This window comes from Saccharopolyspora sp. NPDC045839 (assembly GCF_056431645.1).
In genome coordinates this window covers 1-25,398 of the sequence record NZ_JBWKKH010000041.1, presented here as the reverse complement: position 1 = coordinate 25,398, position 25,398 = coordinate 1, and the positions used below count along the sequence as shown (strand labels likewise).

32 protein-coding genes are annotated in these 25,398 nt (G+C 68.8%); 17 read left to right on the top strand and 15 right to left on the bottom strand.

The genetic code is table 11. The features are described from left to right. Nucleotides 1-132 precede the first annotated feature (132 nt). The 6 genes from AC07EQ_RS37315 (at nucleotide 133) to AC07EQ_RS37290 (ending at nucleotide 2,714) form a co-directional block, all read left to right on the top strand. Nucleotides 133-387 (top strand): HC3 family zinc finger protein, encoded by a 255-nt coding sequence (locus tag AC07EQ_RS37315; protein ID WP_478392527.1) that lies wholly within the window; start codon nucleotides 133-135, stop codon nucleotides 385-387. Beyond that, on the top strand, nucleotides 384-608 hold the full coding sequence (locus AC07EQ_RS37310) for a hypothetical protein (protein ID WP_478392526.1): 225 nt from the start codon (nucleotides 384-386) through the stop codon (nucleotides 606-608). The genes AC07EQ_RS37315 and AC07EQ_RS37310 overlap by 4 nt, the downstream gene beginning before the upstream one ends. Further along, complete coding sequence (locus AC07EQ_RS37305; RefSeq protein ID WP_478392525.1) at nucleotides 605-793, top strand: hypothetical protein; 189 nt, start codon at nucleotides 605-607, stop codon at nucleotides 791-793. The genes AC07EQ_RS37310 and AC07EQ_RS37305 overlap by 4 nt, the downstream gene beginning before the upstream one ends. After that, complete coding sequence (locus AC07EQ_RS37300; protein WP_478392524.1) at nucleotides 790-948, top strand: hypothetical protein; 159 nt, start codon at nucleotides 790-792, stop codon at nucleotides 946-948. Before AC07EQ_RS37305 ends, AC07EQ_RS37300 begins: the two co-directional genes overlap by 4 nt. Nucleotides 949-1,311: 363 nt before the next feature. After that, entirely contained in the window at nucleotides 1,312-1,818 is a 507-nt protein-coding gene (locus AC07EQ_RS37295) for a glycine-rich domain-containing protein (protein WP_478392523.1), read from the top strand. A gap of 14 nt (nucleotides 1,819-1,832) precedes the next feature. Beyond that, complete coding sequence (locus tag AC07EQ_RS37290; protein ID WP_478392522.1) at nucleotides 1,833-2,714, top strand: phosphotransferase family protein; 882 nt, start codon at nucleotides 1,833-1,835, stop codon at nucleotides 2,712-2,714. A 49-nt stretch (nucleotides 2,715-2,763) separates the two neighbouring features. On the opposite strand, the gene AC07EQ_RS37285 is transcribed toward AC07EQ_RS37290, so the two are convergent. After that, a complete protein-coding gene (locus AC07EQ_RS37285) occupies nucleotides 2,764-3,183 on the bottom strand; it encodes a pentapeptide repeat-containing protein (RefSeq protein WP_478392570.1) in 420 nt (139 codons plus the stop codon). A 365-nt stretch (nucleotides 3,184-3,548) separates the two neighbouring features. After that, the gene (locus AC07EQ_RS37280; protein ID WP_478392521.1) at nucleotides 3,549-3,998 is read right to left on the bottom strand and encodes a hypothetical protein; all 450 of its coding nucleotides are present in this window, start codon (nucleotides 3,996-3,998) and stop codon (nucleotides 3,549-3,551) included. Between the two features lie 390 nt (nucleotides 3,999-4,388). Here AC07EQ_RS37280 and AC07EQ_RS37275 point away from each other — a divergent pair, with 390 nt between their 5' ends. Both AC07EQ_RS37275 and AC07EQ_RS37270 read left to right on the top strand, forming a co-directional pair. Further along, complete coding sequence (locus AC07EQ_RS37275; RefSeq protein ID WP_478392520.1) at nucleotides 4,389-5,720, top strand: SGNH/GDSL hydrolase family protein; 1,332 nt, start codon at nucleotides 4,389-4,391, stop codon at nucleotides 5,718-5,720. A 193-nt stretch (nucleotides 5,721-5,913) separates the two neighbouring features. Next, complete coding sequence (locus AC07EQ_RS37270) at nucleotides 5,914-6,159, top strand: helix-turn-helix domain-containing protein (RefSeq protein WP_478392569.1); 246 nt, start codon at nucleotides 5,914-5,916, stop codon at nucleotides 6,157-6,159. Here the strand turns inward: AC07EQ_RS37270 and AC07EQ_RS37265 are convergent, their stop codons facing one another. The 3 genes from AC07EQ_RS37265 to AC07EQ_RS37255 form a co-directional block, all read right to left on the bottom strand. Beyond that, entirely contained in the window at nucleotides 6,160-6,324 is a 165-nt protein-coding gene (locus AC07EQ_RS37265) for an Imm1 family immunity protein (protein WP_478392568.1), read from the bottom strand. It lies immediately after the preceding gene. A 270-nt stretch (nucleotides 6,325-6,594) separates the two neighbouring features. Continuing rightward, nucleotides 6,595-6,843 carry a hypothetical protein gene (locus AC07EQ_RS37260; protein WP_478392519.1) on the bottom strand — a complete coding sequence of 83 codons (249 nt, stop codon included), beginning with the start codon at nucleotides 6,841-6,843 and terminating at the stop codon, nucleotides 6,595-6,597. 248 nt (nucleotides 6,844-7,091) lie between these two features. After that, the gene (locus AC07EQ_RS37255) at nucleotides 7,092-8,630 is read right to left on the bottom strand and encodes a tryptophan halogenase family protein (protein ID WP_478392518.1); all 1,539 of its coding nucleotides are present in this window, start codon (nucleotides 8,628-8,630) and stop codon (nucleotides 7,092-7,094) included. 420 nt (nucleotides 8,631-9,050) lie between these two features. Here AC07EQ_RS37255 and AC07EQ_RS37250 point away from each other — a divergent pair, with 420 nt between their 5' ends. Then, the gene (locus AC07EQ_RS37250; protein ID WP_478392517.1) at nucleotides 9,051-9,845 is read left to right on the top strand and encodes a tryptophan 2,3-dioxygenase; all 795 of its coding nucleotides are present in this window, start codon (nucleotides 9,051-9,053) and stop codon (nucleotides 9,843-9,845) included. A gap of 92 nt (nucleotides 9,846-9,937) precedes the next feature. On the opposite strand, the gene AC07EQ_RS37245 is transcribed toward AC07EQ_RS37250, so the two are convergent. Next, complete coding sequence (locus AC07EQ_RS37245; RefSeq protein ID WP_478392516.1) at nucleotides 9,938-10,492, bottom strand: response regulator transcription factor; 555 nt, start codon at nucleotides 10,490-10,492, stop codon at nucleotides 9,938-9,940. 832 nt (nucleotides 10,493-11,324) lie between these two features. After that, nucleotides 11,325-11,879: an ATP-dependent Clp protease proteolytic subunit gene (locus AC07EQ_RS37240; RefSeq protein ID WP_478392515.1), complete on the bottom strand. Its 555-nt coding sequence runs from the start codon at nucleotides 11,877-11,879 to the stop codon at nucleotides 11,325-11,327. A 578-nt stretch (nucleotides 11,880-12,457) separates the two neighbouring features. On the opposite strand from AC07EQ_RS37240, the gene AC07EQ_RS37235 reads away from it, so the two are divergent. The 3 genes from AC07EQ_RS37235 to AC07EQ_RS37225 all read left to right on the top strand — a co-directional run bounded on the left by AC07EQ_RS37235 (nucleotide 12,458) and on the right by AC07EQ_RS37225 (nucleotide 15,231). Beyond that, nucleotides 12,458-13,333 carry a helix-turn-helix transcriptional regulator gene (locus tag AC07EQ_RS37235; RefSeq protein ID WP_478392514.1) on the top strand — a complete coding sequence of 292 codons (876 nt, stop codon included), beginning with the start codon at nucleotides 12,458-12,460 and terminating at the stop codon, nucleotides 13,331-13,333. A gap of 141 nt (nucleotides 13,334-13,474) precedes the next feature. Next, nucleotides 13,475-14,329: an oxidoreductase gene (locus AC07EQ_RS37230; RefSeq protein WP_478392513.1), complete on the top strand. Its 855-nt coding sequence runs from the start codon at nucleotides 13,475-13,477 to the stop codon at nucleotides 14,327-14,329. A 332-nt stretch (nucleotides 14,330-14,661) separates the two neighbouring features. Continuing rightward, the gene (locus tag AC07EQ_RS37225; protein WP_478392512.1) at nucleotides 14,662-15,231 is read left to right on the top strand and encodes a dihydrofolate reductase family protein; all 570 of its coding nucleotides are present in this window, start codon (nucleotides 14,662-14,664) and stop codon (nucleotides 15,229-15,231) included. A gap of 16 nt (nucleotides 15,232-15,247) precedes the next feature. On the opposite strand, the gene AC07EQ_RS37220 is transcribed toward AC07EQ_RS37225, so the two are convergent. After that, on the bottom strand, nucleotides 15,248-16,093 hold the full coding sequence (locus tag AC07EQ_RS37220; RefSeq protein WP_478392511.1) for a hypothetical protein: 846 nt from the start codon (nucleotides 16,091-16,093) through the stop codon (nucleotides 15,248-15,250). 264 nt (nucleotides 16,094-16,357) lie between these two features. On the opposite strand from AC07EQ_RS37220, the gene AC07EQ_RS37215 reads away from it, so the two are divergent. Continuing rightward, entirely contained in the window at nucleotides 16,358-16,537 is a 180-nt protein-coding gene (locus AC07EQ_RS37215; protein ID WP_478392510.1) for a hypothetical protein, read from the top strand. Nucleotides 16,538-16,595: 58 nt separating this feature from the next. Here AC07EQ_RS37215 and AC07EQ_RS37210 read toward each other — a convergent pair whose 3' ends face one another. The 4 genes from AC07EQ_RS37210 to AC07EQ_RS37195 all read right to left on the bottom strand — a co-directional run bounded on the left by AC07EQ_RS37210 (nucleotide 16,596) and on the right by AC07EQ_RS37195 (nucleotide 19,305). Beyond that, nucleotides 16,596-16,808, bottom strand: a complete 213-nt coding sequence (locus AC07EQ_RS37210; protein WP_478392509.1) for a DUF397 domain-containing protein — start codon at nucleotides 16,806-16,808, stop codon at nucleotides 16,596-16,598. 19 nt (nucleotides 16,809-16,827) lie between these two features. Then, a complete protein-coding gene (locus AC07EQ_RS37205) occupies nucleotides 16,828-17,400 on the bottom strand; it encodes a DUF5753 domain-containing protein (RefSeq protein ID WP_478392567.1) in 573 nt (190 codons plus the stop codon). A 144-nt stretch (nucleotides 17,401-17,544) separates the two neighbouring features. Next, nucleotides 17,545-18,000 carry a CPBP family glutamic-type intramembrane protease gene (locus AC07EQ_RS37200; RefSeq protein ID WP_478392508.1) on the bottom strand — a complete coding sequence of 152 codons (456 nt, stop codon included), beginning with the start codon at nucleotides 17,998-18,000 and terminating at the stop codon, nucleotides 17,545-17,547. Nucleotides 18,001-18,387: 387 nt separating this feature from the next. Further along, a complete protein-coding gene (locus AC07EQ_RS37195) occupies nucleotides 18,388-19,305 on the bottom strand; it encodes an alpha/beta hydrolase (protein WP_478392507.1) in 918 nt (305 codons plus the stop codon). Between the two features lie 62 nt (nucleotides 19,306-19,367). On the opposite strand from AC07EQ_RS37195, the gene AC07EQ_RS37190 reads away from it, so the two are divergent. Together AC07EQ_RS37190 and AC07EQ_RS37185 are read left to right on the top strand one after the other, a co-directional pair. Then, a complete protein-coding gene (locus tag AC07EQ_RS37190) occupies nucleotides 19,368-19,916 on the top strand; it encodes a helix-turn-helix domain-containing protein (RefSeq protein ID WP_478392506.1) in 549 nt (182 codons plus the stop codon). 92 nt (nucleotides 19,917-20,008) lie between these two features. Beyond that, nucleotides 20,009-20,572: a DUF4232 domain-containing protein gene (locus AC07EQ_RS37185; protein WP_478392505.1), complete on the top strand. Its 564-nt coding sequence runs from the start codon at nucleotides 20,009-20,011 to the stop codon at nucleotides 20,570-20,572. A gap of 264 nt (nucleotides 20,573-20,836) precedes the next feature. Here the strand turns inward: AC07EQ_RS37185 and AC07EQ_RS37180 are convergent, their stop codons facing one another. From AC07EQ_RS37180 to AC07EQ_RS37170, 3 genes are read right to left on the bottom strand one after another with little or no spacing between them, the layout of a single operon-like run. Beyond that, nucleotides 20,837-21,490 (bottom strand): TetR/AcrR family transcriptional regulator, encoded by a 654-nt coding sequence (locus tag AC07EQ_RS37180; RefSeq protein ID WP_478392504.1) that lies wholly within the window; start codon nucleotides 21,488-21,490, stop codon nucleotides 20,837-20,839. Further along, nucleotides 21,490-22,152 (bottom strand): DUF4166 domain-containing protein, encoded by a 663-nt coding sequence (locus AC07EQ_RS37175; protein ID WP_478392503.1) that lies wholly within the window; start codon nucleotides 22,150-22,152, stop codon nucleotides 21,490-21,492. Before AC07EQ_RS37175 ends, AC07EQ_RS37180 begins: the two co-directional genes overlap by 1 nt. Beyond that, a complete protein-coding gene (locus AC07EQ_RS37170; protein ID WP_478392502.1) occupies nucleotides 22,149-22,718 on the bottom strand; it encodes a hypothetical protein in 570 nt (189 codons plus the stop codon). Before AC07EQ_RS37170 ends, AC07EQ_RS37175 begins: the two co-directional genes overlap by 4 nt. Before the next feature lie 194 nt (nucleotides 22,719-22,912). Between AC07EQ_RS37170 and AC07EQ_RS37165 the strand changes: the two genes are divergently transcribed. Further along, the gene (locus AC07EQ_RS37165; protein ID WP_478392501.1) at nucleotides 22,913-24,079 is read left to right on the top strand and encodes an ROK family transcriptional regulator; all 1,167 of its coding nucleotides are present in this window, start codon (nucleotides 22,913-22,915) and stop codon (nucleotides 24,077-24,079) included. 2 nt (nucleotides 24,080-24,081) lie between these two features. After that, nucleotides 24,082-25,110: an extracellular solute-binding protein gene (locus AC07EQ_RS37160; RefSeq protein ID WP_478392500.1), complete on the top strand. Its 1,029-nt coding sequence runs from the start codon at nucleotides 24,082-24,084 to the stop codon at nucleotides 25,108-25,110. Nucleotides 25,111-25,398: the final 288 nt, after the last annotated feature.

Here is a 25,398-nt window from a genome sequence, read left to right as displayed (position 1 = left end):
AACGCCCAGTTGGGTGCCGCCCTTAGGCTCAGCTCCACTCGACGCAGCACAGCTACCCCAGTTGGGCGTAGTTGCTTCAAAATTTCTCAAATTGCTTGCTTAGTTGCTCGACCGAGAGTCACAGTCATCGCCATGACCAGCATTGGCGCGACGTACAAGCCGCACCCCTTCCATTGGGTTCCGGCTGATGGTCAGCGGCACGCGAGCGCTGACGAGCACCCGCCGGGCGCGTCGATCTACCCGGACGGCACCGCGGTCACCACGCTGTGCGAACAGAGCCTTGCCGCCGAGACCAGCGACACTGCATGGCTGTGGGTGACCTGCCCGGATTGCAACGCCGCGGTGCGGACGCGCATCGGGCTGCCGCCGATGGCGAGCGCGCGATGACCCCGGAAGATCGCCAGAAGTTCGCGAAGCTCGCGACGACGATCCGGGGCGCGATCTTTGCGCTCGGATACGCGGTCGACGACATCGAGGCGGGCCGTTGGAGCTCTGCCGAACTGCTGAACCTGGCGAAGAGCATGGACAAAGTGGGGGAAGAGCTGCGCGGTAGCGCGGCCATCGAGAGCAGCCGCGTTGTCATCGACTCGGTGAGGGCTGACCGATGATGGCCGCGTTCGTCGCAACGGCCCTGCTGGGTGTTGGCGGAGTCGCGCTGTGGGCGACGTTCTACTACGCCCCGGCCCGCCACGCCGGTAGCGGCGAAGGGGCGTTGACGGTCGCCTACCTGGTGGCGCGAGTCGACGCGGAACCCGCGGCCATGGTCGGCACCGATTGCGCGAGCCGGTCGTGATGCGCGGCGACCTCGCCGACGCCGTCGCCGCCGAGGAAACCCGACATCTACCTGTGATCGAGTCCGGGTTGCCAGTCGACGACCGCGAGGCGATGCAGTGGCATCCGGGGATGCTGCGCCGTCTCCTGGACGCGCTGCGCGACCTCGCCCGCTGATCCCGGTGGAGACGTCGCCGCCCCGAACCGGCGTCCCCACCGTCACCACGTGCCCAAGCGCCACCAACCCCAGCGGTGGCCGGGCACACCGATGGGGTCGGGCCGCGGAAGCCCCCCGACGTGGCCCGACTCCATCCCCTCCAGCTCCCCGGCGCGGCGCGGGTCGCGAATTCGGGACGGACCGCTGATCCGAGCGCCCCGCGGCAGGGGTTGACGCGCGGCAGTTGGGCCGCAACCGGCCCCGACCGCGCCGGGAACCCCCTTTCCGATCCAGCCAGAAAGGAGGACACCAGCGCGGGCCGTGCGCCCGCTGCACATCGACCCACCGGCCGAAGTCCGCACACGTACTGACAGGAGGACCACATGACCGCTGTCATCGAGCAGGCAGCAGCACGAACCCTGATCGACCCCACGCTGTTCGACCGGCTCACCGCCCGCATCGCCAGTGAGCACCAGGTGCCCATCGACTACGCCGAACGCATCATGGACCAGGCGCTAGCGTTCCTCGCCGTCTCGGCCGACCACGTAGGCGAACCACTCGCACCGACCCCCGAGGTCGACAAAGGCTGGCACACCTTCATCCTCTACACCCGCGAGTACGCCGAGTTCTGCAACCGGATCGCGGGGCGGCTCATTCACCACGTGCCCAACGACGCCCCGAACGCGCTACCCAGCAGGAACACCCCCGGTGCGGCTCGGGCCCGTACGGTGACGGCGATCCAGCGCGCCGGGTACCTGGTCGACGGCGCGCTGTGGACCGACGTGGCCGCCAAGTGCTCGCCCGGTGACGCCGAGGACGGTTGCTGTGCGGCATCGGGCGTCGACGGCAACGAGAACACCGAGAATCAGACGCCACCACCGGTCAGGTAAGGAGATGGGCCGACGTGACCACCTGGCACGAACTACCCGATCACGTACGGGACGCCGTACAGGGGCACGTCGGCCCCGTCTCGGCGGCCACCGACATCACCGTGGGCCTGCACAGCGACCTCGCTGCGGTGCTGGACACCAGCGCCGGGCGGGTGTTCGTCAAGGGCGTCGAGAGTGTCAGCCGCCGGATGTGGTTCCTACGCAACGAAATCACAGCCGGACAGTTGGCGGTCGGCATCGCGCCCGCGGTGGTGTTCTCCGAAGACGTCGGCGAGTGGCTGGTGGTCGGGTTCGAGTACGTGCCCGGCCGACCGGCCGACCTTTCTCCCGGGTCGCCGGACCTGCCGCTCGTCGCCGAGGTCGTCGACCGGCTCGGGGAATGCCCCGCGACGGGACTGCGGTCGCTGCGGGATCGGTGGGGCGCTGCGGACTGGTGGGGCCGTCTCGCCGAACAGGCGCCCGAGGTGGTGCATGGCTGGGACATTGCGGGCATGCGGCAATGGGCGGCGCAGCTACCCGAGCTGGCCCACGGCGACCGGCTCACGCACACCGACCTCCACGGCGAGCAGTTCCGCATCGGGCCAGACGGCGCGGTGCACCTGATCGACTGGGGCTTTCCCGGAGCCGCGGCCCCGTGGGTCGACGGCGCGTATCTGGTGCTGCGCCTGGTCGAAGCAGGACACGCGCCCAGCAAGGCGGAATCATGGGCGCACGCCAACCTGACCGCGTTCGCCGACATCGCCGGCGAGCACCTGACCACGTTCGCCGCGTACCTGGCGGGCATGTGGTCGCACTGGGCCGCCACGAAGAACGGGTCCGGGATGCAGAACCGGGCCCGACTCGCGCGGGACTACGCAGCATGGCGCCTGCGCCAATCCCTCGCAGCCACTCGCTGATCGCAGAAACGCGCCCCGGGCCCGGTGGTGGATGCGGGCACACCCCGCATCATCGACTCGGAGACGTTCGATTTCCCGTCATCTCCACAACAGCGTGACCGTTTGTGCCGTCTCCTGGCTTGTCCTCAACAAGCACCACCCACCCGTCAGATGGTGCGGACAGGGATGCCTCAGGGTAGTGAGGTTGCCAACCAGCAGGGAGGACGGAATCCTCTGGCGAGCGAACCTTAACGTCCCGGAACACGAGATCATCGTGGAAGGTCGCGGTCGCGAACTGGACGGCGCCGTGGAACGTCGTCTTCTCGAACTGGACGGCGTCGTGGAACGTTGAACTCGCGAACCAGGCGGAGTCTCGGAAGGTCGCGTGGCCGAACCAGAGTCCAGCTCGGAATGTCGCGTTCGTGAACGAGGCGAAACCATGAAATGTTGCGCCGTCGAATCGGCAGTGTAAGGCGTGACACTGCTGCATGTCCCAGTCGATGAGGGTGGCGCCGGTGAGGTCAAGGTTGATGTCGTTCCAGAACTCGTCGGCGCGGGGGTTGCCTTCCTCATCGGGGTAAGCACGTAGGTGGCCTGTGATTAGGCGTTGTGCAGTGAGGCGAACTTTGAGTTCCTGCTGGGCACTCTCGGCGTGGCCGCTGCGAGCAGCTGTGCCGACTGCGGTCGATACGCGCTGCGTGCTGCGATATCGATCTGGAGGACGTAGTCCGAGACGACGTGTGGTGCTCGGTGCGGAGCGGCGTTGTGCGGTTGTCTCGGGTGGGGTAAAGGGCATGCACAGGTACGAGCAGAAGACATCGATGACGGTCTGGCGGTAGTCAGGATTGTTCCGCCCTAGCCGGTCAAGGGCGTGCAGGCCGGCCAGGCGGACCGGGCCCTTGTCCGAACCGAGTTGTTCAGTCGCGGCGGTGAACTGCTCGGAGACACGACGGTCGGTGGCATCGTGCTCGGTGACGGCGGCGATGCGCTCCCGCTGCGCGTGGTCGAGAGCGCCGCGGTGTGGGCCTTGTGCGCAAGGTCGAGCTCGGTGGTGCGTTGCCGCCGGGCGGCGAGCAGGAGTGCGACCGCGCCACCGGTGCCGATCACGATGCTCCCGGCGAGCTTGACCACCTCCAGCCGGACCTTGTCCTGCTCGGTGCCCCCACCGAACAGGCTCAGTAGGACGAACACCGATACCGACGCGACGACCAGCAGCACTCCGGTACCGGCCCAGATGACCCAGGCGGGCATCACCGGGATCGGTTTGGGACGGTGCTGCTCAATGTTCGGCTCAGGACTACTCATGATCTACAGGGTGCCCCCAAATCGATCGGCACTGGGCTGGTTTCGGCGTACGCGCCTTGCATGGCGAACGCGCCCCCCACACCCCCCGGTATCGGCCGGGGCGCTTTCGGCTTGATCGCAAGCCGCCGAGCTCTCCAGCCTTGACTGCTGAGAGGAAGGGAGCACGGCCTTCGCAGATGATCATCCGCATTGGACGTTGCCGTGCGGTCGGCGCTGATCGCCATGGCTCGCGACCGGGTATGGCCAGCCATACCCGGGGTTCGGGTAGTAGCCGTACTGACCTGCGGCCGGTGACGCGGTGAGATCGGTGGGACTGCACGCCGCCCTGCCGACAGGGCGCAGATACGGAGGCAATTCCCCATGTCCAGCCCGAGAAAACCCCGGCAACAGATGAGAACTGCCACGGCACTCGCCGGTGCGGTACTCGCCGGGAGCACGCTGCTCGGTGCCGTCGGCTGCGCGTCGCCGCGGGACACCGGACCAGTCGCGGAGGCGGGCGGAACCGGTCCGGGGTGGGCGGTGGCGTGGGCGGCCGCGGCGCAACGGCCGGTGGCCGGCGACGACGACCTCGGGCCGAACTGGTCTGAGCAGGGCTTCGCCGACCAGACGCTTCGCCAGGTGGTCCGGGTCAGCACCGGCGGTTCCCAGGTCCGGATCAGGGTGTCGAACGTCTACGGCAGTTCGCCGCTGCGGGTGGCCGGTGCGTCGGTCGGCCTGCCGGGCGCTGCCGATCCCGCCCGGCCCGGCCTGGCCAACGGCGGAAACGCCCAGGTGTGGCCCGGCACGATGCGGACGCTGACGTTCGCCGGCGCTCCGGACGTGGCGATCCCGGCCGGGCAGGAACTGGTCAGCGATCCGGTTCCACTGCCGACCGAGCCGCTGGAGAAGCTGTCGGTGACGCTGCGATTCACCGATCCCACCGGTCCGGCGACCTTCCACCGGCTGGGACTCGCCACGTCCTACCTGGCGGCCGGGGACCACCTGGCGGACAGCGACGGCGGTGCCTACACCGAGTCCACCGAGTCGTCCTACTACCTCGCCGCTGTGGAAGTCGCCGATCCCGCTCTGGCGGAGCGGAACACGGTGGTGGCCTTCGGCGACTCCGCCACCGACGGTGCCGGCTCGACCTCCGGTGCCAGCAGCAGGTACCCGGACGTCCTGGCCGAGCGGCTAGCTGCGGCGCACCGCCCGGTCGCCGTGGCCAACGCCGGGATCGCCGGTAACCGGCTGCTGTCCGACTCGCCTTGCTACGGGCAGGCCGGTCGCACCCGGTTCCAGCGCGACGTGCTGTCCCGGCCGGGCGTTCGCACGGTGATCATCGAGTTGGGCGGCAACGATCTGCTCGGCGGCTTTCTCGATAGCCCCGAGCAGTGCTTCCCCCCGGATGGCGAGGTGACCGCACAGCGGATGATCGAGGGCTACCGGGAGCTAGTCCGAGCCGCACGCGAGCACGGCATCAAGCCGGTCGGCGCGACCATAATCCCGTTGCGCGGCTTGCAGTTCCCCTACGACCAGGACTCGGCCGAGCAGGTTCGCGTCGAGGTCAACGAGTGGATTCGGACCAGCGGCGAGTTCGATTCGGTCATCGACTTCGACCGGGTGATGGCCGACCCCGCCCGGCCGGGACTGCCCCGGCCCGGCTACGTCTACGACGACAGCCTGCACCCGAACGACACCGGCTACCACGCGATCGCCAACAGCATCGATCTCGATCAGCTCTGATCCGGTGGCAGCCCGCTGCGGCATCCCCCGGGTCCGCCCCGAGGGATGCCGCAGCGTGGAACCACTTCCTGATGCATCTGCCCCGGGGCATCGGGAACGCCGATACCCGGGGCACGTGTCCCGCTGAACGGAACAATCCGGATTCCGGTGTTGCCAGAGTTGCCGCCCTCGACGCGCAACACGCGGGTCGGAGATCGCGCGGTGCGCCGGGTTGCCGAAGTCGACGACCTCGCGTTCGGTCCGGGATCTGGTCGAGCACGGGTTCCTGGCGCGCGACGGGGCGAACCTGCACTTCGGGACGCGGTTGTTCGAGTTCGGTGCCGAAGGCATTGCCGAGATCCGCAGGTGTCATCCCGAAGACCAGGTCAGCTTCCAGGATCGCTACGTCTTCGTAGTGGCGAAGGCATCCGGCCCGACCGACAATCACCGGTCGGGGTAGTCACAGGTCAGGCAACGGAAAGGGATCGGGTTGCCACTCCACGGCCGTCGGCCGCTGTGCAGTCCGCAGGAATTCCTCCAGTGCGCTCTCGACAAGGTTGCGGGGCACCCAGGCGTCGGCGGGGGGGGGGGGGGGGGGGGGGGCGCAATGTTCTCGTCTTCCCAGCCTTCGACCGCGGGACCGCTTCCTCGGCTGTAGTGTCGCGGTGTTTCGGTGTCCCAGTACGACAACGCGGCCCTGCCGTCCGTACCGAACGCCACCACAAGCTCGTGGTCGGGGCCCTGCTCGTTCCAGCTGGGGCGGTCCTGGTGCGTGATGATCGCGGACCCGGTGTCCTCTGCGGCAAGCTGGTCGACGAGAGCCGGCAGCTGGTCCACATGCTCTACGACGACATGCCGTTCGTGTCCGCCTTCGGAAAAGACCCGGACCGAGACGTCAAGCTTCATCGCGCTGCTCTCCCTGGACCTCGCGGCAGATCTGCCATGCCCGGTCAATGTCCTCGCGAACGCCGCCCATCGCGGCGATCGCCTCGGCCAGTTCGCCGTCGTCGGTCTCCTCGGCGAGCGAGTACAGCACCGTACCCGCCTCATCGAGGCATTCCCCGGCCTGCTGCAACGCGGCAGGCGGCAGCGTTGCTATCGCCGCACGAATCTTCGCGGCCACCGCCGCCACGTCATCGCCCACGCAAACTGATACTCGGCACGACTACGACAGAATTCCGGCCCAGCAGCCGACCATCACCGAACCCGACGAGCAACACCACCCGAACAGCCCAGAGAACACCGAGTTGCGCTGCCGCCGCCACAGCTCCTCGTCCGGGAGGTCCTGGCTCGGTGATCCCGTGCAAAGCAATCGGGCCTCTGCGGATCACGGTGTGATCCGCAGAGGCCCTCCTGCTATCCGTCACCGGGATCAGGACGGGAACCCGGCGGTCAAGACGTCAGGTATTCGTACTGGCTCGGCAGGGAAGCGACGAGCCGGGCGCTCTCCTCCCGCACCCGGGCCATTTCCGCACGCGCCGCGGTGTCGTCGAGGAAGTCGAGCGCGGGCAGCGACCGCTTGGGCAGATGACCGCCGAGGCCGAGCAGCATGACGTTGTAGGAGTACGGCTCGAAACCGTGGTAGTAGGGGTAGACCGACGTGTGGTCGGGTAGCCGGACGGACCACGCCTCCAGCCGCTCGTCCAGACCGGGCGGCAACGGCCGCTCCTTGGTCGCCTTCCAGTACGGCGTGTCGGCCCGTGCGGCGCACCGGTAGTGCACCACCAGGAAGTCGCGGACGCCGTCCAGGCAGCGCGCGACCGCCCGGTTGTAGCTGGCGATCAGCTCCGGTTCCCAGTTGGCGTCCGGGAAGTGCTTCACCAGCTGCTCGACGCCGTGCTGGATGAAGAAGATCCCGGTGGACTCCAGCGGCTCGACGAACCCGCTGGAAAGCCCGATCGCCACGCAGTTGCGCACCCAGGAGTTCCGGTTGCGGCCGATGCGCATCCGGATGTGGTTGGCTTCGGTGTCGGCGGCCTCCGGGCCGACGAACTCGCGCAGGGTCTTCTCGGCTTCCTCCGGCGAGCAGAACTCGTCGGCGTAGACGTAGCCGGTGCCGATGCGGTTGGACAGCGGAATCGTCCAGATCCAGCCGGAATCCTGCGCGGTGGCCGTCGTGCACGGGCGCATTCCGGTCTGCTCCACGTCGGCCGGGACGCGCAGCGCCACGGCGCGGTTGTTCGGCAGGTACTCCTGGTAGGACTCGAACGGCTCCTCGAGCACCTGGTTGATCAGCAGGCCGCGGAATCCGGTGCAGTCGATGAACAGGTCACCGGTGATCTCGCCGTGTTCGCGGGTGACCAGGTGGCTGATCCAGCCCCGCTCGTCCTGGCGCACCTCCAGCACGTCGTCGCGCACCCGGCGGATTCCCCGGCGGGTGCCGAAGTCGGCGAGGAACTCGGCCAGCAGGGATGCGTCGAAGTGGTAGGCGTACGGGAACTGGGTGTCCTGATCGGACATCGTGCTCTGGCGCTTCCGGTCACCGCCGTCGTGCAGGGACCGCTCGAACAGTTCGCCGTCCGAGTACTTGGGCGCCCGCTTGGCGTCGACCAGCTCGGGAATCACCATGCAGTCCTTGTCGAACCGCTCGCCGCCGAGCTTGAGCCACCAGTCGGCCATGGTGAACCCGTGCACCTTGGCCATCCGTTCGAACGGGTGGTAGAAGACGTGGCCCGGTTCGCGCCAGTTCTCGAACCTGATGGCCAGCTTGTAGGACGCGTGGCAGGCCGGCATCCAGTCCCGTTCGGCCAACCCCAGGTAGTCGAAGAAGTGCCGAACGGTGCTGAAGGTCGCCTCTCCCACGCCGATGGTGGGCACGCGGGCGGACTCGACCAGGGTCACCGAAATCCGGTCGCCGAGTGCTTCCTTCAGGTAAGTCGCGGTCATCCAACCGGCAGTACCTCCACCGACTATGACGACGTTGCGGAGCATGTCCCACCTCTTCGCGGATCTTCACCGGTTTTCCAGCCGCAGTGCAGCACGGCCGGCCGTCCGCGCGCGACTGCTCGTTCGGGCACTGGTCGTGGACCATTGGTGGGGCTCGTTGGGGCGTCCGTTTGGGCACTGGCCACCGAACGGCCCCGTTCCTAACCTTGGCTTCGTGACCGCCCAGAGCAGTCCCTCCGCCGAACCGGCGCGCGAACGACGGGCGCGGCCGCGTTCGAGGAGCCGATGAGCGGTTTCCCGGTGGAGTCGCCGTGGTGAAGTCCATCGGACGCGACGCCGTACCGCGGGGACTGCCCCGCGTTTCGTCGTGGCCGAGTCGGTCTCCGGCGACACTCCGCTGCGGTGCGGCAGGCACGGTTCACGACCGCGCCCCCGCCGGCAGTGCCGAGCCGAACGGTTTCCGAGATGTTGTCGACCGAGGAGGTTTCCGTGGTCCAGCCGGACCGGCGAAACTGCGCTGAGCACGCTGTGGGGTCCCGCTACCGCGAAGTACTGCGGCTCGATCAACTCCTGAGCTGCCAACCGGAAAAGGGCACGCACGACGAATTGATGTTCGTCGTCGTCCACCAGGTGCACGAGCTGTGGTTCAAGCTGATGCTGTTCGAACTGGAGGAGGCGCGCGACCTCCTGCTGGCCGACCGGCTCGACGCGGCCGAACACCTGCTGCGCCGGCTCGTCGCGATCCAGAACGTGCTGATCTCGCAGTGGGCCGTGCTCGACACCATGCTGCCGATGGACTTCCTCGCCTTCCGGGACACCCTCCAGGGCGGCAGCGGCTTCGAGTCCGTGCAGCATCGCGAGATCGAGTTCCTGGCCGGGCGGAAGGACGCCGGCTACCTCGACAAGGTGCAGCTCACCGACGCCGAGCGCGAACGCCTGGTCCGCAGGCTGGAAGAACCCAGCTTGCGGGAGGCGTTCATCGCCCTGGTCGAGAAGCGGGGGGTCGATTCGCTCGCCAAGGTCTGGCAGCACGGCTATCAAGACCTGCCCGCCGCGCACTGGGAACTGCTGCGCGTGGCCGAGGCCCTGCTCGACGTCGATCAGGCGTACGGCCGGTGGCGAACGCACCACGCGCTGAGCGTCGAGCGCCAGATCGGGTACAAACCGGGCACCGGTGGATCATCCGGAGTGGAATACCTGCGCTCTCGCATAACTTCCCGCCTCTTCCCGGAACTCTGGGAGGTCCGGTCCCAGCTGTGACGCCGGTGGTGCTTGCGCGGATCCTCCTCCGCGGCCGAGGTTCGTGGGGTGGGCGTGTGCTCCGCTGCAGCGCCCACCCCGCCCCCTTCAGGTCAACTGGTCAACAAGCCATCGCGGATGGCGTAGGCGACCGCGAGAGTCCGATTGGGACAGTTCAGCTTGGCCAGCAGGTTGGCGACATGCCGCTTGGCTCCGTGCGCGGAGATGCCGAGCCGGCGGCCGACCTGCTTGTTGCTCATCCCCTCGGCGAGCAAGCCGAGGACCTGCCGTTCGCGCGGCGTGAGGCGGACGGTGCTCGTTCGCGGTTGGCCTCGGCGGCGAAGCTCCGTGATCAGCTTCCTGGCGAGCGAGGACGGCAGCGCCATATCGCCACGCTGCAGTCGGAGCAGGGCATCCTCGAGGTGCTGCGGATCGACCGCGGACTCCAGGAGGAATCCATCCGCGGACAGCGTCGCAGCCTGGGCGACCACGTCATCGCTGGCGTCGCGCAGCAGCGCCACCGTCTTCACCCCGCGCTTCGCCGCGACCGAGGAGATCTGCTCGAACTCCGCCAATTCGTCGGCGGAAATGAGGGCAACGTCGAAAGGGCGGTTTTCCAGGAGGGTCACGGCCTCTCGGAAATCGGCACAGCCGTGCACGAAGTTCACCAGGGAAAGACTGCGCAGCATGTACGTGAGGCCCCATCGCGAGACCTCGTTGGGAAGGGACACCAGGACGGCCAGTTCCGCGTTGCGGAATCGGGCGGTGCCATCCGCATCATGTCGACCTGTGGCGGGTTCCCATTTGTTTCCTAATGGAATTATATCCCCGTTGATGACGCAACTTCCTTTCGTGCGGGGCGGACTGCTCGTATCGTTGGAATTGCTCCGTACTTCTTCGATGCGGACATCTTTGTCGGCGTGGCGTCGCGCTATCGCTGGCCGTGCTCGTGCTGCATCCCCAGATTTCCCGGTTTCGTACGTCCCAACCGCGCCGTACCGGCCCTGCCGGTCCCAGCGGCCTTATCGGGGCGGGCGCCGCCGTTCGTTACTCATCGCTCCGTGCCCTGCCCCTCCGTCTGCTCCCGCTGGGAAACCGAACGCCGATGCTACCGACGTCAGGTGACAAGTCGAAAATATCGAGTGCATCACGAGTATGTCACTGTGATCCCGGAAGATACGCTCAATGCAGTAGCGGAGCACTAGGCGAAAATCGTCAAATGGTGCAGTCGGGGCCGCCGGAAGACGCAGCGGCGTGGGGGCGGTGTCCGATATCGGTCGTAACCCCACCCGCCAAGTGGTCGGTCTCGCGCCGGGCCGGTGTGCCCGGATTCGGAAGTAAGTGACGTGCAGGACAATGCGCTGGTCAGCGCGTTGGGTGCACCCTTGGGTCGACTGGTCCTGATCTTGGCGGCGGAGACCCGTTCCCGGCGTGGAGTGCGTTCGCCGATCGTGGTGGCGGTCACGCCGACCGCCCTCGATCGGGAACGGGACTCGCGCGTCAGTTTCCCTGCGGGGCGTACTTGCCGTCGGCCATGACCTGATCGACGATGCCGTAGGGGGCCGCATCGGTGGTCGAGAGGCGAAGGTGGTTGCGGAGATCGCGAGCGATGGTGTCCGAATCCTGCCCGGTCTTCGCGACGAGGAGTTGCACCATTTCATCGGACCATTTCTGATGGTCCGCCGTCGTCGGCGTCACGGGCTCCCCGTCGAGACCCTCGTCGTGGTCGGGTTGCCGTAGGACCACGTTCGATCCCGGGAGCATGTACCTCTTGCCGTTCGCTCCGGAGCACAGCACGAGAATCGCCGCTGATCCCACCGTGCCGATCGCCCAGGTCGAAACCTCCGGCTTGATGCAGTTGATCGCATCGCAAATCGCGAATCCGGCCGGTAAGGATCCGGTGGCACTGTCGATGTAGAGCTTGATTTCCGCATCCGGATCTGTGGCGTTCAGCAGCAGCAACTGCGATATCGCGGCGGTCGAGGTATTTCTGCTCAGCTCGCCGCTGATGACGATCGTCCGATCATCGAACATATCGCTCATCAACTTGTTCATCGCCCAACTGTGTATGGGCATCTCGCGCTGCTCGCTTCCCTCGTCGCGGTTTCGCGTGCGAAGATCACTGTAGTCTTGATCGCCGGACCACGTGCTTTCGGCGCGAGCGGTTCGCTGAGAGCGTACGTCCGCGGCAAGGAAAATAGAGGTCTTGGAAGCGTTCGACCGAACGCATTGCGCGCGCTCCGCGGCACAACGCCGACACCGGCACGGTTCAGGCTCGGCCTTTCGTGGCCTGTCCTAACAGGACGATCGTTTTCCGGCTCGGGAGTTCAGGCGGGGACGGGGTGCCGGTCGGAGCCGTCGAAGGGCGGGTAGTTCTCGCCGACCGTGCAGGGCAGCAGATACGCGGTGTCCTCTGAGGACAGACCCGCAGTGCGGGCGGCCGATACGCCACCGGCGCGGACGGTCAGCGCTCTGGGAGGAGTGGGTTTAGCGGGCGACACAGTCCTTCACGAGTTCCGAGATCGCCAAGTTTGGGCCGCCGCCAAGCTCCCGACCTGCGGATCTGCCTGGGTGGTCCTCGCAGGGCCACCTTCCCCATTGGCGGGTGACCACAGCGAGCTCAGACTTGAGGCATGGCCAACAAGGAACTGGGCGACTTCCTCCGCGCCCGCCGCGCCGGACTCACACCGGAGGAGATCGGGCTCCCGGTCGAGCTCGGTGCCGGTCGCCGCGTCGCCGGCCTGCGGCGCGGCGAGGTCGCCCGGCTGGCCGGGGTGAGCGCCGAGTACTACGCCCGGCTTGAACAAGGCCGCGTCGGACAGCCCTCCGAGCAGGTGCTGCTTGCCCTGTCCGACGCCCTACGGCTGGACGACGTCGAGCGACGGCACCTGTTCACCCTCGCCGGCACCGCATCCGGGATGCGGGACCGCGGCGATCACTCGGCGCGACTGCGGCCGGCGATGCGACAGGTGCTGGAATCGATGGACTTGTGCCCTGCCTACGTCCGCGACGGCAATCTCGAGATCGTCGCCGGGAACGCGCTGTGGGCACTGCTGTTCCCCGATATCGCCACACTGCCCCGCCGGGAACGCAACATGGTCCGCTTTACGCTGCTGGACCCCCGCGCGCGCCTGGTCTGGTGCGACTGGGAGCGCGTGGCCCGTGACTACGTCCACGTGCTGCGGCTGGCCGCCGCGGACCAGCCCCGCAACCAGCGCATCGCCAACCTGATCGGCGAGCTTATGGTGCGGTCACCGGAGTTCCCGGCGTGGTGGTCCGAGCACCGCGTCCACGAACGCAGCACCGGCAGGAAACGGATCCACCACCACATCGTCGGTGACCTCGAGCTGCAGTTCGAGATCTTCACCCCGGTCGCCGACCCGAGCCTGTCGATGCTGGTCTACTCCGCCCCGACCGGCTCCCCCAGTGAGGAGCGCCTACGGCTGCTCGCCAGCTGGGGAAGCGAGCCCACGGCCGCGGCGACCCGGAGCGCTGACGCCGACTCCTGACCGGCCCCAGCGGGCATCCGGCCACCCCCCCATCACCCGGACACGTGTGCGCCGCGCACGCGGAGTCGATATCGCCGTGCGCACACGCGCCCGGCGGCGCTCGATCACGGCTTGCGGGCCGTCACTGAAAGGAAATCCCTGATGAGCAAGACGTTCCTGGTCACCGGTGTCAGCACCGGGCTCGGACTGGCGATCGCCCGGCGGGCGCTGGCGGCCGGGCACCGGGTGGCCGGCACGGTGCGCACCGACCAGCACGCGGCCGCCTTCCAGTCCCTGGACCCCGAACGCGCCCGGGCCTTCATCCTCGACCTGACCGACGAGGACCGGATCGAGCCGACCGTGCGCGCCGCCGAAGCCGCGTTGGGGCCGATCGAGGTGCTCGTGGCCAACGCCGGCTACGGCGTCGAGGGCACCTTCGAGGAGTCCCCGATGGCCGATCTGCGCCGCCAGTTCGAGGTCAACGTGTTCGGCACGGTGGCGACCATGAAGGCGGTGCTGCCCGGTATGCGCGAACGGCGGGGCGGTCACATCTTCGTGATCACCTCGATGGGCGGGATGACCACGTTCCCCGGCCTGTCGTTCTACGAGGGCAGCAAGCATGCGATGGAGGGCATCACCGAGGGACTCGCACAAGAGGTCGCGCAGTTCGGAGTGCGGGTGACCGCGGTGGCCCCCGGCGCGTTCGCGACCGACTGGGCGGGCCGGTCGCTGGCCCGCGCGCCCCGCGGCATCCCCGACTACGACGAGCTGTTCGATCCGATCCGCGCCCGCCGCCAGGCCCTGGCCGGCCAGGGGATCGGCGATCCCGACCGCGCCGGCCAGGCCATCCTCACCGTGCTCGACGCCGACACACCACCCGTGCACCTGCTGCTCGGCTCGGACGCCCTGCGCCTGGTCACGGCCGGACGCCAGCGTGTCCAGGACGACATCGACACCTGGAAGGACCTCAGCCTGTCCACCGATCGCTCCGATGGCGGAGTCACCGTCTCCGCCTGACACAGCGGTCGCCGTCGCGGTGAGCGCGTGGTCGACCAGTCGTCGAACCTGGTCGGCCACGTCGACGGACTCCCTCGATGGGCTGCGGTGCGCCTAGGTCTTGACACCACTTCATCTGCAGTACTACATTTTGAGTACGACAGCCGAAGTACTAAAATCGAGGTGGTCAGCCGATGCGAAAGCCCGTCACTGCTCAGTGCTCGTTCTCGTCGGCCAAGGGCGGCAAGCGGGTTCAGCCGCACCCGCGCATGCCCCGGTCGGTTCCGGCTCGGCGTCCGCTGCCCAAGCCCGGCACCCGTCGCTGATCGACCACTTCGAAGAAGGGAAACCCCATGCGAAAGCTCACCTACTTCGTCGGCTGCAGCGTCGACGGCTACATCGCCGGCGCCGATGGCTCGCTCGACGCGTTCTTCCCGCTGCCCGACGGGCTCGTCGAGCACCTCGTCGCGGAGTACCCGCAGACGCTGCCGGCGCACCTGCACGGCGCGCTGGGGGTCACCGACCTGGGCAACCGCTTCGACGCGGTGGTGATGGGGCGCGGCACGTACGAGCCGGGCGTGCGGGACGGCATCACCAGCCCGTACTCCCACCTGGACCAGTACGTGGTTTCGGGCAGCCTCACCAGCCCGGACCCCGCGGTCACCGTCCTCTCCGGCGACCCCGTCGAGGCCGTGCGGGCGCTCAAGCGCGAGCCGGGCGGCGGGATCTGGCTGGCCGGCGGCGGTAGCCTCGCCGCCTCGCTGCTGCCGGAGATCGACGAACTGGTCCTGAAGATCTACCCGTTCGTCCTCGGCAAGGGCATCGGCGTGTTCGACGGCGACATCGCGCCCACGCACCTCGTCCTCGCCGACACGCACGTCCTCGACAGCGGCGCGGCGATCCACACCTACGCCCGGAAGTGAGGCCGCCTTGTGAAGTTCACTCGCCCACGTAGCGGAGGCCGGTCCGGCGCAGCACGACCCACTGCTCGCCGGGCCGGTCCACGACGACCGGGTACCAGCGCGGCTGCAGCGCCGCGTGCAACTCCTCGCCCCGGCTGATCAGCGAGCTCACCGCGGGTTCGCCCACGACGATCAGGGCCGACCAGTCGACGTGCGCCATGAGGTGGTCCTCGGTGACGCCGAACTGGGCTTCCAGGAGCGTGACCACGTCGTGGCCGGTGTCCGGGCCCGACCGGACATCGCCGATGTCGGGCACCTCGATGGCTTCGTCGGCGGTGTCCTCGTCGTCTTCCCCGGTTTCGTCGTCGGTGGCGTCCTCGTCGTCTTCTTCGTCTTCGTCGCGCTGCTCGTCCCACACGTACTGGTCGAGCTTGTAGATGCGCGTGCACATGTCGAACGCCTGGTCATCGGAGAGGATCAGCGTCACCGTGCGGCCGTTGACCAGGGTGAACGTCAGCTCCGCTGCCGGGGTTCCGTTGGTGCCGGGTTCGGCCTCGACGTTCCCGGCGACTTCCTCGAAAAGCTCGGAATCGGCGGGGCTTTCGTTGCCCGCGCCCAGTGAGGGGAGGTTCGCGGCCATCTCCACCACGCAGCGCGCGGCGGTCCAGAACGCCTCCTTGTCCCGGAATTCCTTGCGGCTGCTGGTCAGCGTCCGGCCGAATCCCAGCGTCTCGACGCGCGCATCGACCGTGCCGGTGCCGGTCGCGTTCTCCCAGATCGCGGTGACCGTGACGTTGTTGGCCAGTCGCTTCCGGTAGTTCTCGATGTGGCCGTGCCTGGCGAGTTCCCAGCCGCCCACCTGCTGGGGCCAATCGTCGTTCACTGCGGAATTCCCTTCGGGCGAATGAGATGTCGTTCCCTCCGACGTGTCATTGACCGCGATCGTTCCCGCAGTGCGCGGCCGGATGGCGAACCGCGGTCCATCATCGTCCACAGTGGTCAGATCTCGGTCCGGTCCACCGACGCCGGGCGGACGGGACCGGGATCTCCTGGGCGATCTCCGCCCTGTTCGTCCTGGTGATCGTGGCGATCGGGAACGTGGTCTACGTCTACCCGGCGGAGCTGTTCCCGGGGCAGCGGAGTGGGCATGGCGGTCGCGGCGAGCCGCCTGGGCTCGGCGGTGACGACCTTCCTGATGCCGATCGTCGTCGGAACCTGCGGAATCGCCACCGCCCTGGCCTCCTGCGTGGTCCTCCTGCTGGTCGGCTCCCTCGCGGGCTACTTCTGGGGCCTGGAAACCTCGGGCCGAGAACTCGCCGACAGGTGACCTGCCGAACGAAGAGCTCCGCCCGGACACCGTCGGGCGGAGCTCTCGGCGCGTCCAGTCAGCGCAGGTCGTGCTTCCCGGTCCTCACGTCGCGCAGGAAGGCCGACCACGCCGAGGTCGTGAACGGGAGAACAGGGCTGGCGGAGCCGAGCTTGCTGTCCTTCACACCAGCAGCCCCCGGGACGCGCGCCACCATGACGCATGCGCCTCCACCCCCGTTGCTTCGGCTGCTTTTACGCCAATGCGCCTGGGTGAAGTCCGGGGTTAACATGACGCGCTCCTTGCCGTGCTTACAACTCCCGAGTGAGCCGGTTCAAGAAGGTGATCGATTCCTTCTGGCTCAGCGCCCTGGACCGCAAGGCGCTGTAGTTCAGGGTATATGCCTCAACCTCGGCTGGATCCTCCATGTAGACGCTGCCAGTGAGGTGTTCCGCGAAGGCCACGTCGGGATCTTCCTGGTCGGGGAAGGACAGCACGATGAAGGGTGCGCCGAGCGCGGGGATTGCGCCGGTGCTGAACGGCAGAACCTGAACCGTCACATTCGGCAGCTTCGCGCTGGCTGCGAGGTGCTTGAGCTGTTCGCGCATCACGTCGGGTCCGCCGACGAGTTGGTGCAGCGCTGACTCGTGGATGACGGTTCCCAAGGTGAGCGGGTTCGTCTCGTGCAGGCGTGCCTGTCGCTGTGAGCGAAGGTCGGTGCGCTCCTTCATGACGACCTCGTCGGCTCGCGGTATCCATGCCTGCATGAGTTCGGTGGCATAGCGCTCCGTCTGCAGCAGCCCGGGAATCAGCTCGCCGGAGAACTCGTGCACCTCGGCGGCTTCGGACTCCAGTCCGACGTACTCCTCGAAGTTCGACGCCAGCGCGTCTTGGCCGTACCGGGCGTCTTCCCCGCCCCGCGCCCGGTCACCGGCCCGAACGCGCTGAAGTCCGCTTTGGACGGACGTTCCTTTCCGGCCTCCGTGCCGCCGGACCCCGGCCCGGCGGCACGGTTCCGCCCTGGACGCTCAGCGGTGGGCCGGGACGAGTTCCTGGTGTGCCGGTTCGGGCGTCGCGCTGACCTTCTTCCGGTCGCGGTGCACGGCCAGCAGGAACAGGGCGACGACGGTCTGCACACCGACGATGAGCGCTTGCGGCAGCAGCTCGCTGACGCCCACCAGGGACATCGTCGCGTTGGCGCCGAAGTGGATCGCGATCGCTCCCAGGACGCCGGCGCGTTCGTAGGCGTAGCCGGCCAGCAGCGCCATCGGGATCACGCTGAGCATGTAGACCAGGCCGCTCCAGGTGAGCAGGCCGAAGGCTGCCTGGACGGTTCCGGGGACGAAGAACAGCGGCAGGTGCCACACCGACCAGATGATCCCCAGCAGCAGTCCGGCGAGAAGGCGGCCCATCGACGCGCGCAGGCGCGGGTGCGCCGTGCCGCGCCAACCGAACTCCTCGGCCAGCGGACCGAAGAGGAGCATGGTGGCGACGCGAGCACGGTCCCCGATGCCACCACTAGCAGGATCGGTACCCAGACCAGGCTGATCAGCGGCAGTCGCACCGCATGGGCGGGGGCGGGGAGGCGGCGGGAGGCGCGGCGCAGCCGGATCACGATCGCGCCGATCATCGGGCCGAACGCGCCGAGCAGGTACGGGATGACGGTGGGGAAGCTCATCGCCGGCCCACCGACGGCTATCGCTATCAGCCACGACAGCCAGCTCGCCACGAATGTGACGGCCAGGAACAGGACGAGGCCGCTCTTCCGGCGAGCTGGGTTTGCCGTTGTCATGTCGAATTCCTTCCACGGGTCGGTTCGGTAGGCGAGAAGTGCTTGCGGTCGAAGGGATTCCGACCGGTGCGGGTCGCTATCAGCGGGAATCCGCGAGTCGTGCTTCGTGGAGCCGGTCGGCGAGCCAGCCGGTCACCTGCGCCAGCAGGCCGGCGTCGACGGGCCTGCGCAGCAGGCGGCGGTAGGCGCGCACCGACGGTCGGCCTGGGTCCCTGCGCAGCAGGTGGGTGAGGTCGGGGATCCGGTGGACCTCGGCCTCGCCGGGCACCAGCCGGTGGATCTCGTCCAGGTCGGCGGGGTCGACCTGGACGTCCTTGCCGCCGGTGATCGCCAGCACGGGCGCCTGGATGTTCGCCAGGTCCGCGCGCGGGTCGTGGCCGAGCATCTCCCGGAACCACCGGGCGTTCACGGGAAGTCCGTGGACGCGCGCCACGTCTGTGCTGGTCGCCTTGATCCGGGCGAGGTGCCGGGAACCGAGGGCGCGCAGCAGCGGCCGAACGGGCGCGGGCAGGTCGCGGGCGATCATTCCGGCCTGCCAGCGCAGCGCGTCCTCGCCGCGGCGGGCGAACCCGGCCAGCAGTACCACCGCCTGGACCAGCGGGTCCGAGCCGAGGGACATGGCGTGGACGGCGCCCTCGCTGTGGCCGATCACGCCGATGGCATCGGCCCGGATGTCGGGCCGTGCGGCCAAGGCGCGGAGCGCTGCGGCGGCGTCGCGAGTGTTGTCGGTGAACCCGGTCGCCCGCCAGTCGCCGGATGTGGCGCCGACGCCGCGTCGGTCGTAGCGCAGTGCGGCGATGCCCCGCGCCGCGAGCGCGGCGGCCAGCGGCGGCCCGAGTTCCATGCGGAGTCCCCGGGAGTTGGCGTCGCGGTCCAGCCGCCCGGATCCGTGCAGCAGCAGGACCGCCGGGTGCGGGCCGGGGCCCGCGGGCAGGGTCAGCGTGCCTATCAGGGGCAGCCCGTCGTCCGCGGTCGCCGTCATGTCGGTGTCGGGCAAGATCCAACCCTTCTCATTGTTATCGATTTTGAGAACGTTATCAGGCGTGAGAACATTGGTCCATGGCAACCGCGGACCTCCTCCTGCACCCAGTCCGGGCGCGCATCCTGCAGACGCTGTTCGGCTCGGATCCGCTGACCACCGCGCAGCTGCGCGAACGCCTGCCAGACGTCGCGCCGGCGACGATGTACCGGCACGTCGCAGTGCTCGCGGAGGCGGGCGTGCTGGAAGTGGTGGAGGAGAAGCGGGTGCGCGGCACGGTGGAGCGCAGCTACCGGGTGCGCCAGGAGCAGGCGGTGGTGGACCCGGCCGCCCGGGAGGCGATGGCCCTGGAGGACCACCGCCGCGCCTTCACCGCGTTCTCGGCGTCGCTCATGGCGGACTTCGAGCGCTATCTCGCCAGCCATGGTGCCGATCCCGCCGGCGACGGTGTCGCCTACCGGCAGGGGGCGGTGTGGCTGACGAAGGAGGAGTTCGCCGAACTGATCGAGGAACTCGACGCGGCGGTCGTCGCGCGGACCGGCAACGCCCCGACCGCAGACCGGGTCCGCCACGTGTTCAGCCTCGTCTCCGTACCGGACAAGGCAGCGGAACCGCCCGGCGAAGAGTGATCGGGAAGGCGAGCTCCGGGGCTTCGCCGGCTGGACTGCCGTGATCACCGCGAATGGGACGATCCCGGCCGCGGATGTGGAAAGATCGGTCCGTGAACCTGACTCCGGCAACGCTTTTCGGCCGCTGCGCAGTGGTGCTCGCTGGTGCCGCGGTGCTCGCCGCTTGCACCGGCCCCGACTCCGCGCCGCCGCCGGAACCCGCTCCGACCAGCCAGGCCGCGGGCTGCCCGGAGTCCGGCGTCGAGATCACCGCGGGCCCGGTGGACGCCGCGATGGGTCTGCGCGCGATGGGCATCGTCATGACCAACTGCGGCACCCGCGACTACACGGCGAACGGGTTCCCGGTGGTCCGGGTGCTGGACGCGGCCCGCCGGCCGCTGGACGTCGTGGTCGGCAACGGATCGGAGCCGGTCAGCGCCCCGGACAGCTACGACGTGCCGCCCGAGCCGGTCACGCTGCGGCCCGGCGATCAGGTGACCGCGCGGGTCCTGTGGCGAAACGACGTGGCGGACTCGACGGTGCCCGCCGTGGACGGCAGCTACCTGGAGATCGCTCCGGCGGCGGGCGAACCGGTCCAGGTCGTCGAGCCGGACGGCGGGATCGATCTGGGCACCACCGGTCGGCTGGCCGTGAACGCCTGGGCCGTCGACTCCTGACCCGGGGGACAGCGGTCTACCGGCAGGCCGCGGTGTGGCCGACGGGAAGAAGAATTCGCAGTTTCAATTGAAACTGCGGCTCTTCGGCATGTTGGGCCCCGACACGCCGGGTCCTGTGGACAACTTCCGCAATTTCAATGGAAATCAGACCTCTGATTTCCATTGAAATTGCGGAGGACCGAACCTGGGGTGCCGCCGTGTGCCGCGCTGATCGACGCCCGAGGAGAGTCCATTTCGGACAGATGGCTGCCGGAGTTCGCGGGGCTACGGCTTGGCGTTCTTGCGGAGCTTTGCGCGGACCGCTCGGGTGGCGATCGGGCCGAGCCCTTCCAGGACGTCCACCAGCTCGGCGAGCCGGCCGAGGGCTTCGAGCGCCTGCTCGCCGCCTTCGGGGTCGACCGACTCGAACATCGTGAGGCCGAGGAAGCTCGCCGACACCGCGTGCGCCAGCGCGCCCGGGTCGGTCACCTCGGCCAGCGGCGACCCGGCCAGCACCCGCTCCAGCGCCGTGCGCACCTCGACGATCCACTTGTCCAGCGCCGTGCGGGTGGCCTCCGCTAGCCGGCCGCCGGCCTGTGCCCCGGCGAGGGTCTGGGCCAGCACGACCATGTTGCCGTCGGCGCGTTCCCCGACGTGGATCTCCCGGCCCAGCGCAAGCAGTTCGCCCAGCGTGGACACCTCGGCGAACCGCGCCCGGTAGTGGGCGACCCGGTCTTCGGTCGCCGTGATGCAGGCCTGCGCGACCAGCTCGTCGACGCTGCCGAAGTGGTAGAAGATCAGCGCCTGGTTGACGTCGGCGGCGGCGGCGACGGTCCGCGCGGAAACCGCGGTGATGCCCTGCAGCCGGATGACTTCCATGGCCGCGTCCACCAAGCGCTGCTTGGTGGCCACGCTGCTGGTTCGCCGGCCCGTGCTCATCAGTCCAGGACCTTCTCACGGAGCGGCTTGACCGCCCCGCTCACCCCGCTGCCGAGCCGGACGTACCGCGCGGCGAAGCTGCCGCGGTAGCCGAACAGCGGCCCGAACCGCCGGTTCGCAACGGCGACCTGGATCCGGAACAGCCCGCTGTCCTCGTCGAACCACTCGTCGACGTGCGCGGTGCCCGCGAGCGCCTGCGGGACGGGCGTGCGTGCTCCGACGCGGAACCCGCCGGAGCGGATCCGGAACCCGCCGTCGGGGCGCACCGCGATGTCCAGGTCCACCGCGAGGTGCTGGTGCGTGCCGAGGTAGTCGACGATCCGGTCGCCGGTGTAGAGCATCTGCGCGTCGAATCGCCGTCGCCGCCGCGGGAATTCGAAGGTGCGGACGAACGAAACCGTCTCGCGGCCGTAGGAGTCGACGTACGGGTAGTTCTCGATGACGAACGGGATGTTCCGGCCGCGTTCGGGGAACAAGATGTGCCGCGTCGAACCGAGCCACAGGAACGGGAGGGTGAACGCGGGTCCGCGCCACACGCGGTCCATCACGCCGTGCCCGATCATCCCGACGCCGTCCGCCACCGACAGGTCGAGGCGTTCCCGCATCCGCGGGTGCAGGTTCGCGAACTCCGCGCCGAGCGCGCGGGCGAAGATGCCGGTCACGGTCGCTCCAGCGCGGCGAGCGCCCGGGGCGCCGCACCGTGGCTGCCGGCCGGGCGGGATCGGCGGCACCGCGCGGCGGATGGCGTCAGCGGCGATTGCCGCTCGGGCGCTGTCCCGGTCTCCAGCCAGATCCGGAGCCGGTCGAACGACCACGCGGTCATCCAGCCGAAGAGCGGCCGGAACGCGACGTCGGCCAGCCTCCCGAAGCGGCCCCAACGCGTGGCGTAGTCGAACCCGGTGATGAAGCGGATCCCGTCGTCGGTGGGGGTGTAGCGCCAGAAACCGGAGCCGGAGCGGATGAGCGAGAGCGGGTCGGCCGAGGCGAACCGCAGCACGGAGGTCCGGGTGCCGTCGGGCCGGAACCGCTCGCCGGAATGCGTGCCGAGACCGGTGACGCGCAGCCCCAGGACCTTCGTCGCGTAGCGGAACCGGCCCGCGGTCAGCGGGGCGATGTCGGTGAACCGCAGGTCCCAGCGGCGGTGCAGGGCCGGGTCCTGCGTGTGCTGCCAGAGCGCGTCGAGGTCGGTGCGGATCAGCGCCTCCACGTAGAGGGGCTTCGGATGCATCGCTTCTGCCTCCTCATTTGAGCGACTGCTCAAACAGTAGCCGAAAAGTTTGAGCAGTCGCTCAAGAACGCACGATGTCACTGCCCGTGATCGGTTCGTGGCGTTCGGGAGTCGCGAAAGGTGTTGTGGGGCTTGGGGATTTTGGCGGTGGCGAAGTATTGGAAACTTACTTCGGATGACGTATAAAGTTACGCATGTCCGAGGTCAACGAGCGTTCGGCGCCCACCGGGAACGAGGCCCTGCGTCGCATCCGCACCGATGCGGTGCTGGCCGCGCTTCGCGAGCACGGCCCCGTTTCCCGCACCGAGCTCGCCGGGCTGACCGGGTACCGGCCCTCTTCGCTGACCGAGATCGTGCGCGAACTGATGGCCTCCGGGCACGTCGTCGAGGCCGGTGCCGGCGACTCCTCCGGCGGCCGTCGGCCGCGGATGCTGGAGTTCAACCCGGCCGCCGAATCGCTGATCGCCGTGTCCCTGGAGGGGGAGCAGGCGCGCGTTTCCGTGGTCGACCTGGCCGGTGTGCTGCTCGGCGCGCACAGCCGCGCCGTTGATCCGCACGAGCCGCTGGACGGGTTGGTCGCCATCATCGAGCAGGCGCTGAAGGAACATCCGCGGCCTCGCCCCGGGCGCGTGGTGTTCTCGCTCCCCGGCGTCGCCACCGCGGAGGGTGCCGTGACGCTCTCGCCAGTGCTGGAGGCGCTCGGCGGGCGGTCGCTCACCGACGCGCTGACCGAGCGGGTCGGGCTGCCCGTGCAGGTTTCCAACGACGTCAACCTCATCGCGCTGGGGGAGCGCGACCGGGGTGCCGCCGCCGACGTCGACGACCTGGTGCTGATCTACGTCGGTTACGGCATCGGCGCCGCCGTGGTCTCCGGCGGCACGCTCTGCCGGGGCGCCGCCGGGTTCGCCGGTGAGATCGGCTTCCTGCCCGCCGGGCTGCCGCCCACGCCGCACACCGGCGGGCGCGGCGAGTTCGAGCGGCGCTGGAGCGTACCGGGAATCCGGCAGGCGCTGTCCGAAATGGACGGTGGATCGACCGGTGCGCCGGTCGCCGAGCTGGCCGACCGGGCCGGTGAACCCGCCGTCGCCGCGCTGCGCAGGCAGGTCATCGAGGCCTGGGCCTACGCCGCCATCGTCTGCGCGTGCGTGGTCAACCCGGCGCGCGTGGTCTTCGCCGGTGCCGCGACCGAACTCGGTCCGGACGGGCTCGCCGAACTCGCCGAGCTGGTCGGTTCGGCGGCGCCGTCCGCACCCGAGGTCGTGTTCGCCGAACTGGGCGCGCAGGCGCTGCACATCGGCGCCGTTTCCCCGTCCCTGATGTCCCCCGCTGCGAACACCACGCAGCCCTCGCGCGAAGGGTAGCCATGCGCAGAATCCTCTCCATCGTCGCCGGCGTGCTGATGCTCGCCGGTGTGACCGCCGGCTGCGGCCTGACCCCCGCCGGCGGCGACTCCGGCCTCACCATCTACACCGCCCGCGACAAGGCGCTCGCCGAGAGCGTGGTCAAGGACTTCGAGGCCGCCTACCCCGAATACCAGGGCAAGGTCCGGATCCTGACGCTCGGCGCGCAGGAGGCGTCCGAGCGGGTGTCCGCCGAGAAGGGCCGCCCGCAGGCAGACATCTGGTGGGGCGGCTCGCAGCAGCAGTTCACCCAGGCCGCGAACGCCGACCTGCTCGCCCCCGTGCCGGACCAGGTGCGCGACCGGGTTCCGGAGCGCTACCGCGACGCGCAGGGCCGCTGGGTCGGCGAGATGGTGCTCGCCGAGGTCGTCTTCTACAACGACCAGATGCTCACCCCCGAGCAGGCCCCGAAGGACTGGGACGACCTGCTCAAGCCGGAGTACCGGGACAAGATCGTCATCCGCGACGTGGCCGCGTCCGGCACGATGCGCAGCATCTACTCGGCGATGATCACCCGCAACGGCGGCGCGAACCCCGAGCCGGGCTACGAGTGGCTGCGCAAGCTCGACGCCAACACGAAGGTCTACGCGGCCAACCCGACCGACCTGTACCTGCGCATCCAGCGGCAGGAAGCGCCGATCAGCGTGTGGAACCTGCAGGACGTCATGCTGCAGCAGAAGAAGACCGGCGCGCCGTTCAAGCCGGTGGCGACCACCTCCGGCGTCCCGCAGCTGATCGACGGCATCGCCAAGGTCAAGGGCGGCCCCAACGGCGCCGCCGCGGACAAGTTCCTCGACTTCCTGCTCGGCGTCGAGAAGCAGAAGCAGCTGGCCGAGGAGTACTTCCAGATCCCGACCGTCGAGCAGGCCGGTCAGCCGAGCTGGCTGGCGCCGCTGAACCTGCACGAGATGCCGGTCGACTGGAGCCTGGCCGCCGAGAAGGAGACCGAGTGGATCTCCCACTGGAGCGAACACATCAAGAACAAGAACTAGAACCTGTCGCCGGACTCACTTTGCGTGGCGGTGCGGGTGGCGGCCCCCCTGCGGGAATTACGGCCGCCGCCTGGACTGTGGGAGCCCCGACTTACGTATGACCAATACGCGGCCTCGGGGCTGTCCTCGCCCAGTAGCCCAGAAGGGCGGGCACCGTCTGAGAACCCGCGGCGGTGCAAGCTGCGAGGGTGGGCTAAGGGGTCGTTTCAGAATGGGGTGAGTTTGCGGGCGAGGATCATGCAGTGTCCTAGCTGGAGGAAGGCGTCGTGCATGAAGTCGTGGGCTTCC

Excerpts from the sequence above, each read along its gene's own strand:
- AC07EQ_RS37315 (WP_478392527.1), top strand. The coding sequence starts at position 133 with ATGACCAGCATTGGCGCGACGTACAAGCCGCACCCCTTCCATTGGGTT.
- AC07EQ_RS37310 (WP_478392526.1), top strand. The coding sequence starts at position 384 with ATGACCCCGGAAGATCGCCAGAAGTTCGCGAAGCTCGCGACGACGATC.
- AC07EQ_RS37305 (WP_478392525.1), top strand. The coding sequence starts at position 605 with ATGATGGCCGCGTTCGTCGCAACGGCCCTGCTGGGTGTTGGCGGAGTC.
- AC07EQ_RS37295 (WP_478392523.1), top strand. The coding sequence starts at position 1,312 with ATGACCGCTGTCATCGAGCAGGCAGCAGCACGAACCCTGATCGACCCC.
- AC07EQ_RS37285 (WP_478392570.1), bottom strand. The coding sequence starts at position 3,183 with ATGCAGCAGTGTCACGCCTTACACTGCCGATTCGACGGCGCAACATTT.
- AC07EQ_RS37280 (WP_478392521.1), bottom strand. The coding sequence starts at position 3,998 with ATGAGTAGTCCTGAGCCGAACATTGAGCAGCACCGTCCCAAACCGATC.
- AC07EQ_RS37275 (WP_478392520.1), top strand. The coding sequence starts at position 4,389 with ATGAGAACTGCCACGGCACTCGCCGGTGCGGTACTCGCCGGGAGCACG.
- AC07EQ_RS37255 (WP_478392518.1), bottom strand. The coding sequence starts at position 8,630 with ATGCTCCGCAACGTCGTCATAGTCGGTGGAGGTACTGCCGGTTGGATG.
- AC07EQ_RS37250 (WP_478392517.1), top strand. The coding sequence starts at position 9,051 with ATGTTGTCGACCGAGGAGGTTTCCGTGGTCCAGCCGGACCGGCGAAAC.
- AC07EQ_RS37240 (WP_478392515.1), bottom strand. The coding sequence starts at position 11,879 with ATGAACAAGTTGATGAGCGATATGTTCGATGATCGGACGATCGTCATC.
- AC07EQ_RS37235 (WP_478392514.1), top strand. The coding sequence starts at position 12,458 with ATGGCCAACAAGGAACTGGGCGACTTCCTCCGCGCCCGCCGCGCCGGA.
- AC07EQ_RS37230 (WP_478392513.1), top strand. The coding sequence starts at position 13,475 with ATGAGCAAGACGTTCCTGGTCACCGGTGTCAGCACCGGGCTCGGACTG.
- AC07EQ_RS37225 (WP_478392512.1), top strand. The coding sequence starts at position 14,662 with ATGCGAAAGCTCACCTACTTCGTCGGCTGCAGCGTCGACGGCTACATC.
- AC07EQ_RS37215 (WP_478392510.1), top strand. The coding sequence starts at position 16,358 with ATGGCGGTCGCGGCGAGCCGCCTGGGCTCGGCGGTGACGACCTTCCTG.
- AC07EQ_RS37210 (WP_478392509.1), bottom strand. The coding sequence starts at position 16,808 with ATGTTAACCCCGGACTTCACCCAGGCGCATTGGCGTAAAAGCAGCCGA.
- AC07EQ_RS37200 (WP_478392508.1), bottom strand. The coding sequence starts at position 18,000 with ATGCTCCTCTTCGGTCCGCTGGCCGAGGAGTTCGGTTGGCGCGGCACG.
- AC07EQ_RS37190 (WP_478392506.1), top strand. The coding sequence starts at position 19,368 with ATGGCAACCGCGGACCTCCTCCTGCACCCAGTCCGGGCGCGCATCCTG.
- AC07EQ_RS37180 (WP_478392504.1), bottom strand. The coding sequence starts at position 21,490 with ATGAGCACGGGCCGGCGAACCAGCAGCGTGGCCACCAAGCAGCGCTTG.
- AC07EQ_RS37170 (WP_478392502.1), bottom strand. The coding sequence starts at position 22,718 with ATGCATCCGAAGCCCCTCTACGTGGAGGCGCTGATCCGCACCGACCTC.
- AC07EQ_RS37165 (WP_478392501.1), top strand. The coding sequence starts at position 22,913 with ATGTCCGAGGTCAACGAGCGTTCGGCGCCCACCGGGAACGAGGCCCTG.
- AC07EQ_RS37160 (WP_478392500.1), top strand. The coding sequence starts at position 24,082 with ATGCGCAGAATCCTCTCCATCGTCGCCGGCGTGCTGATGCTCGCCGGT.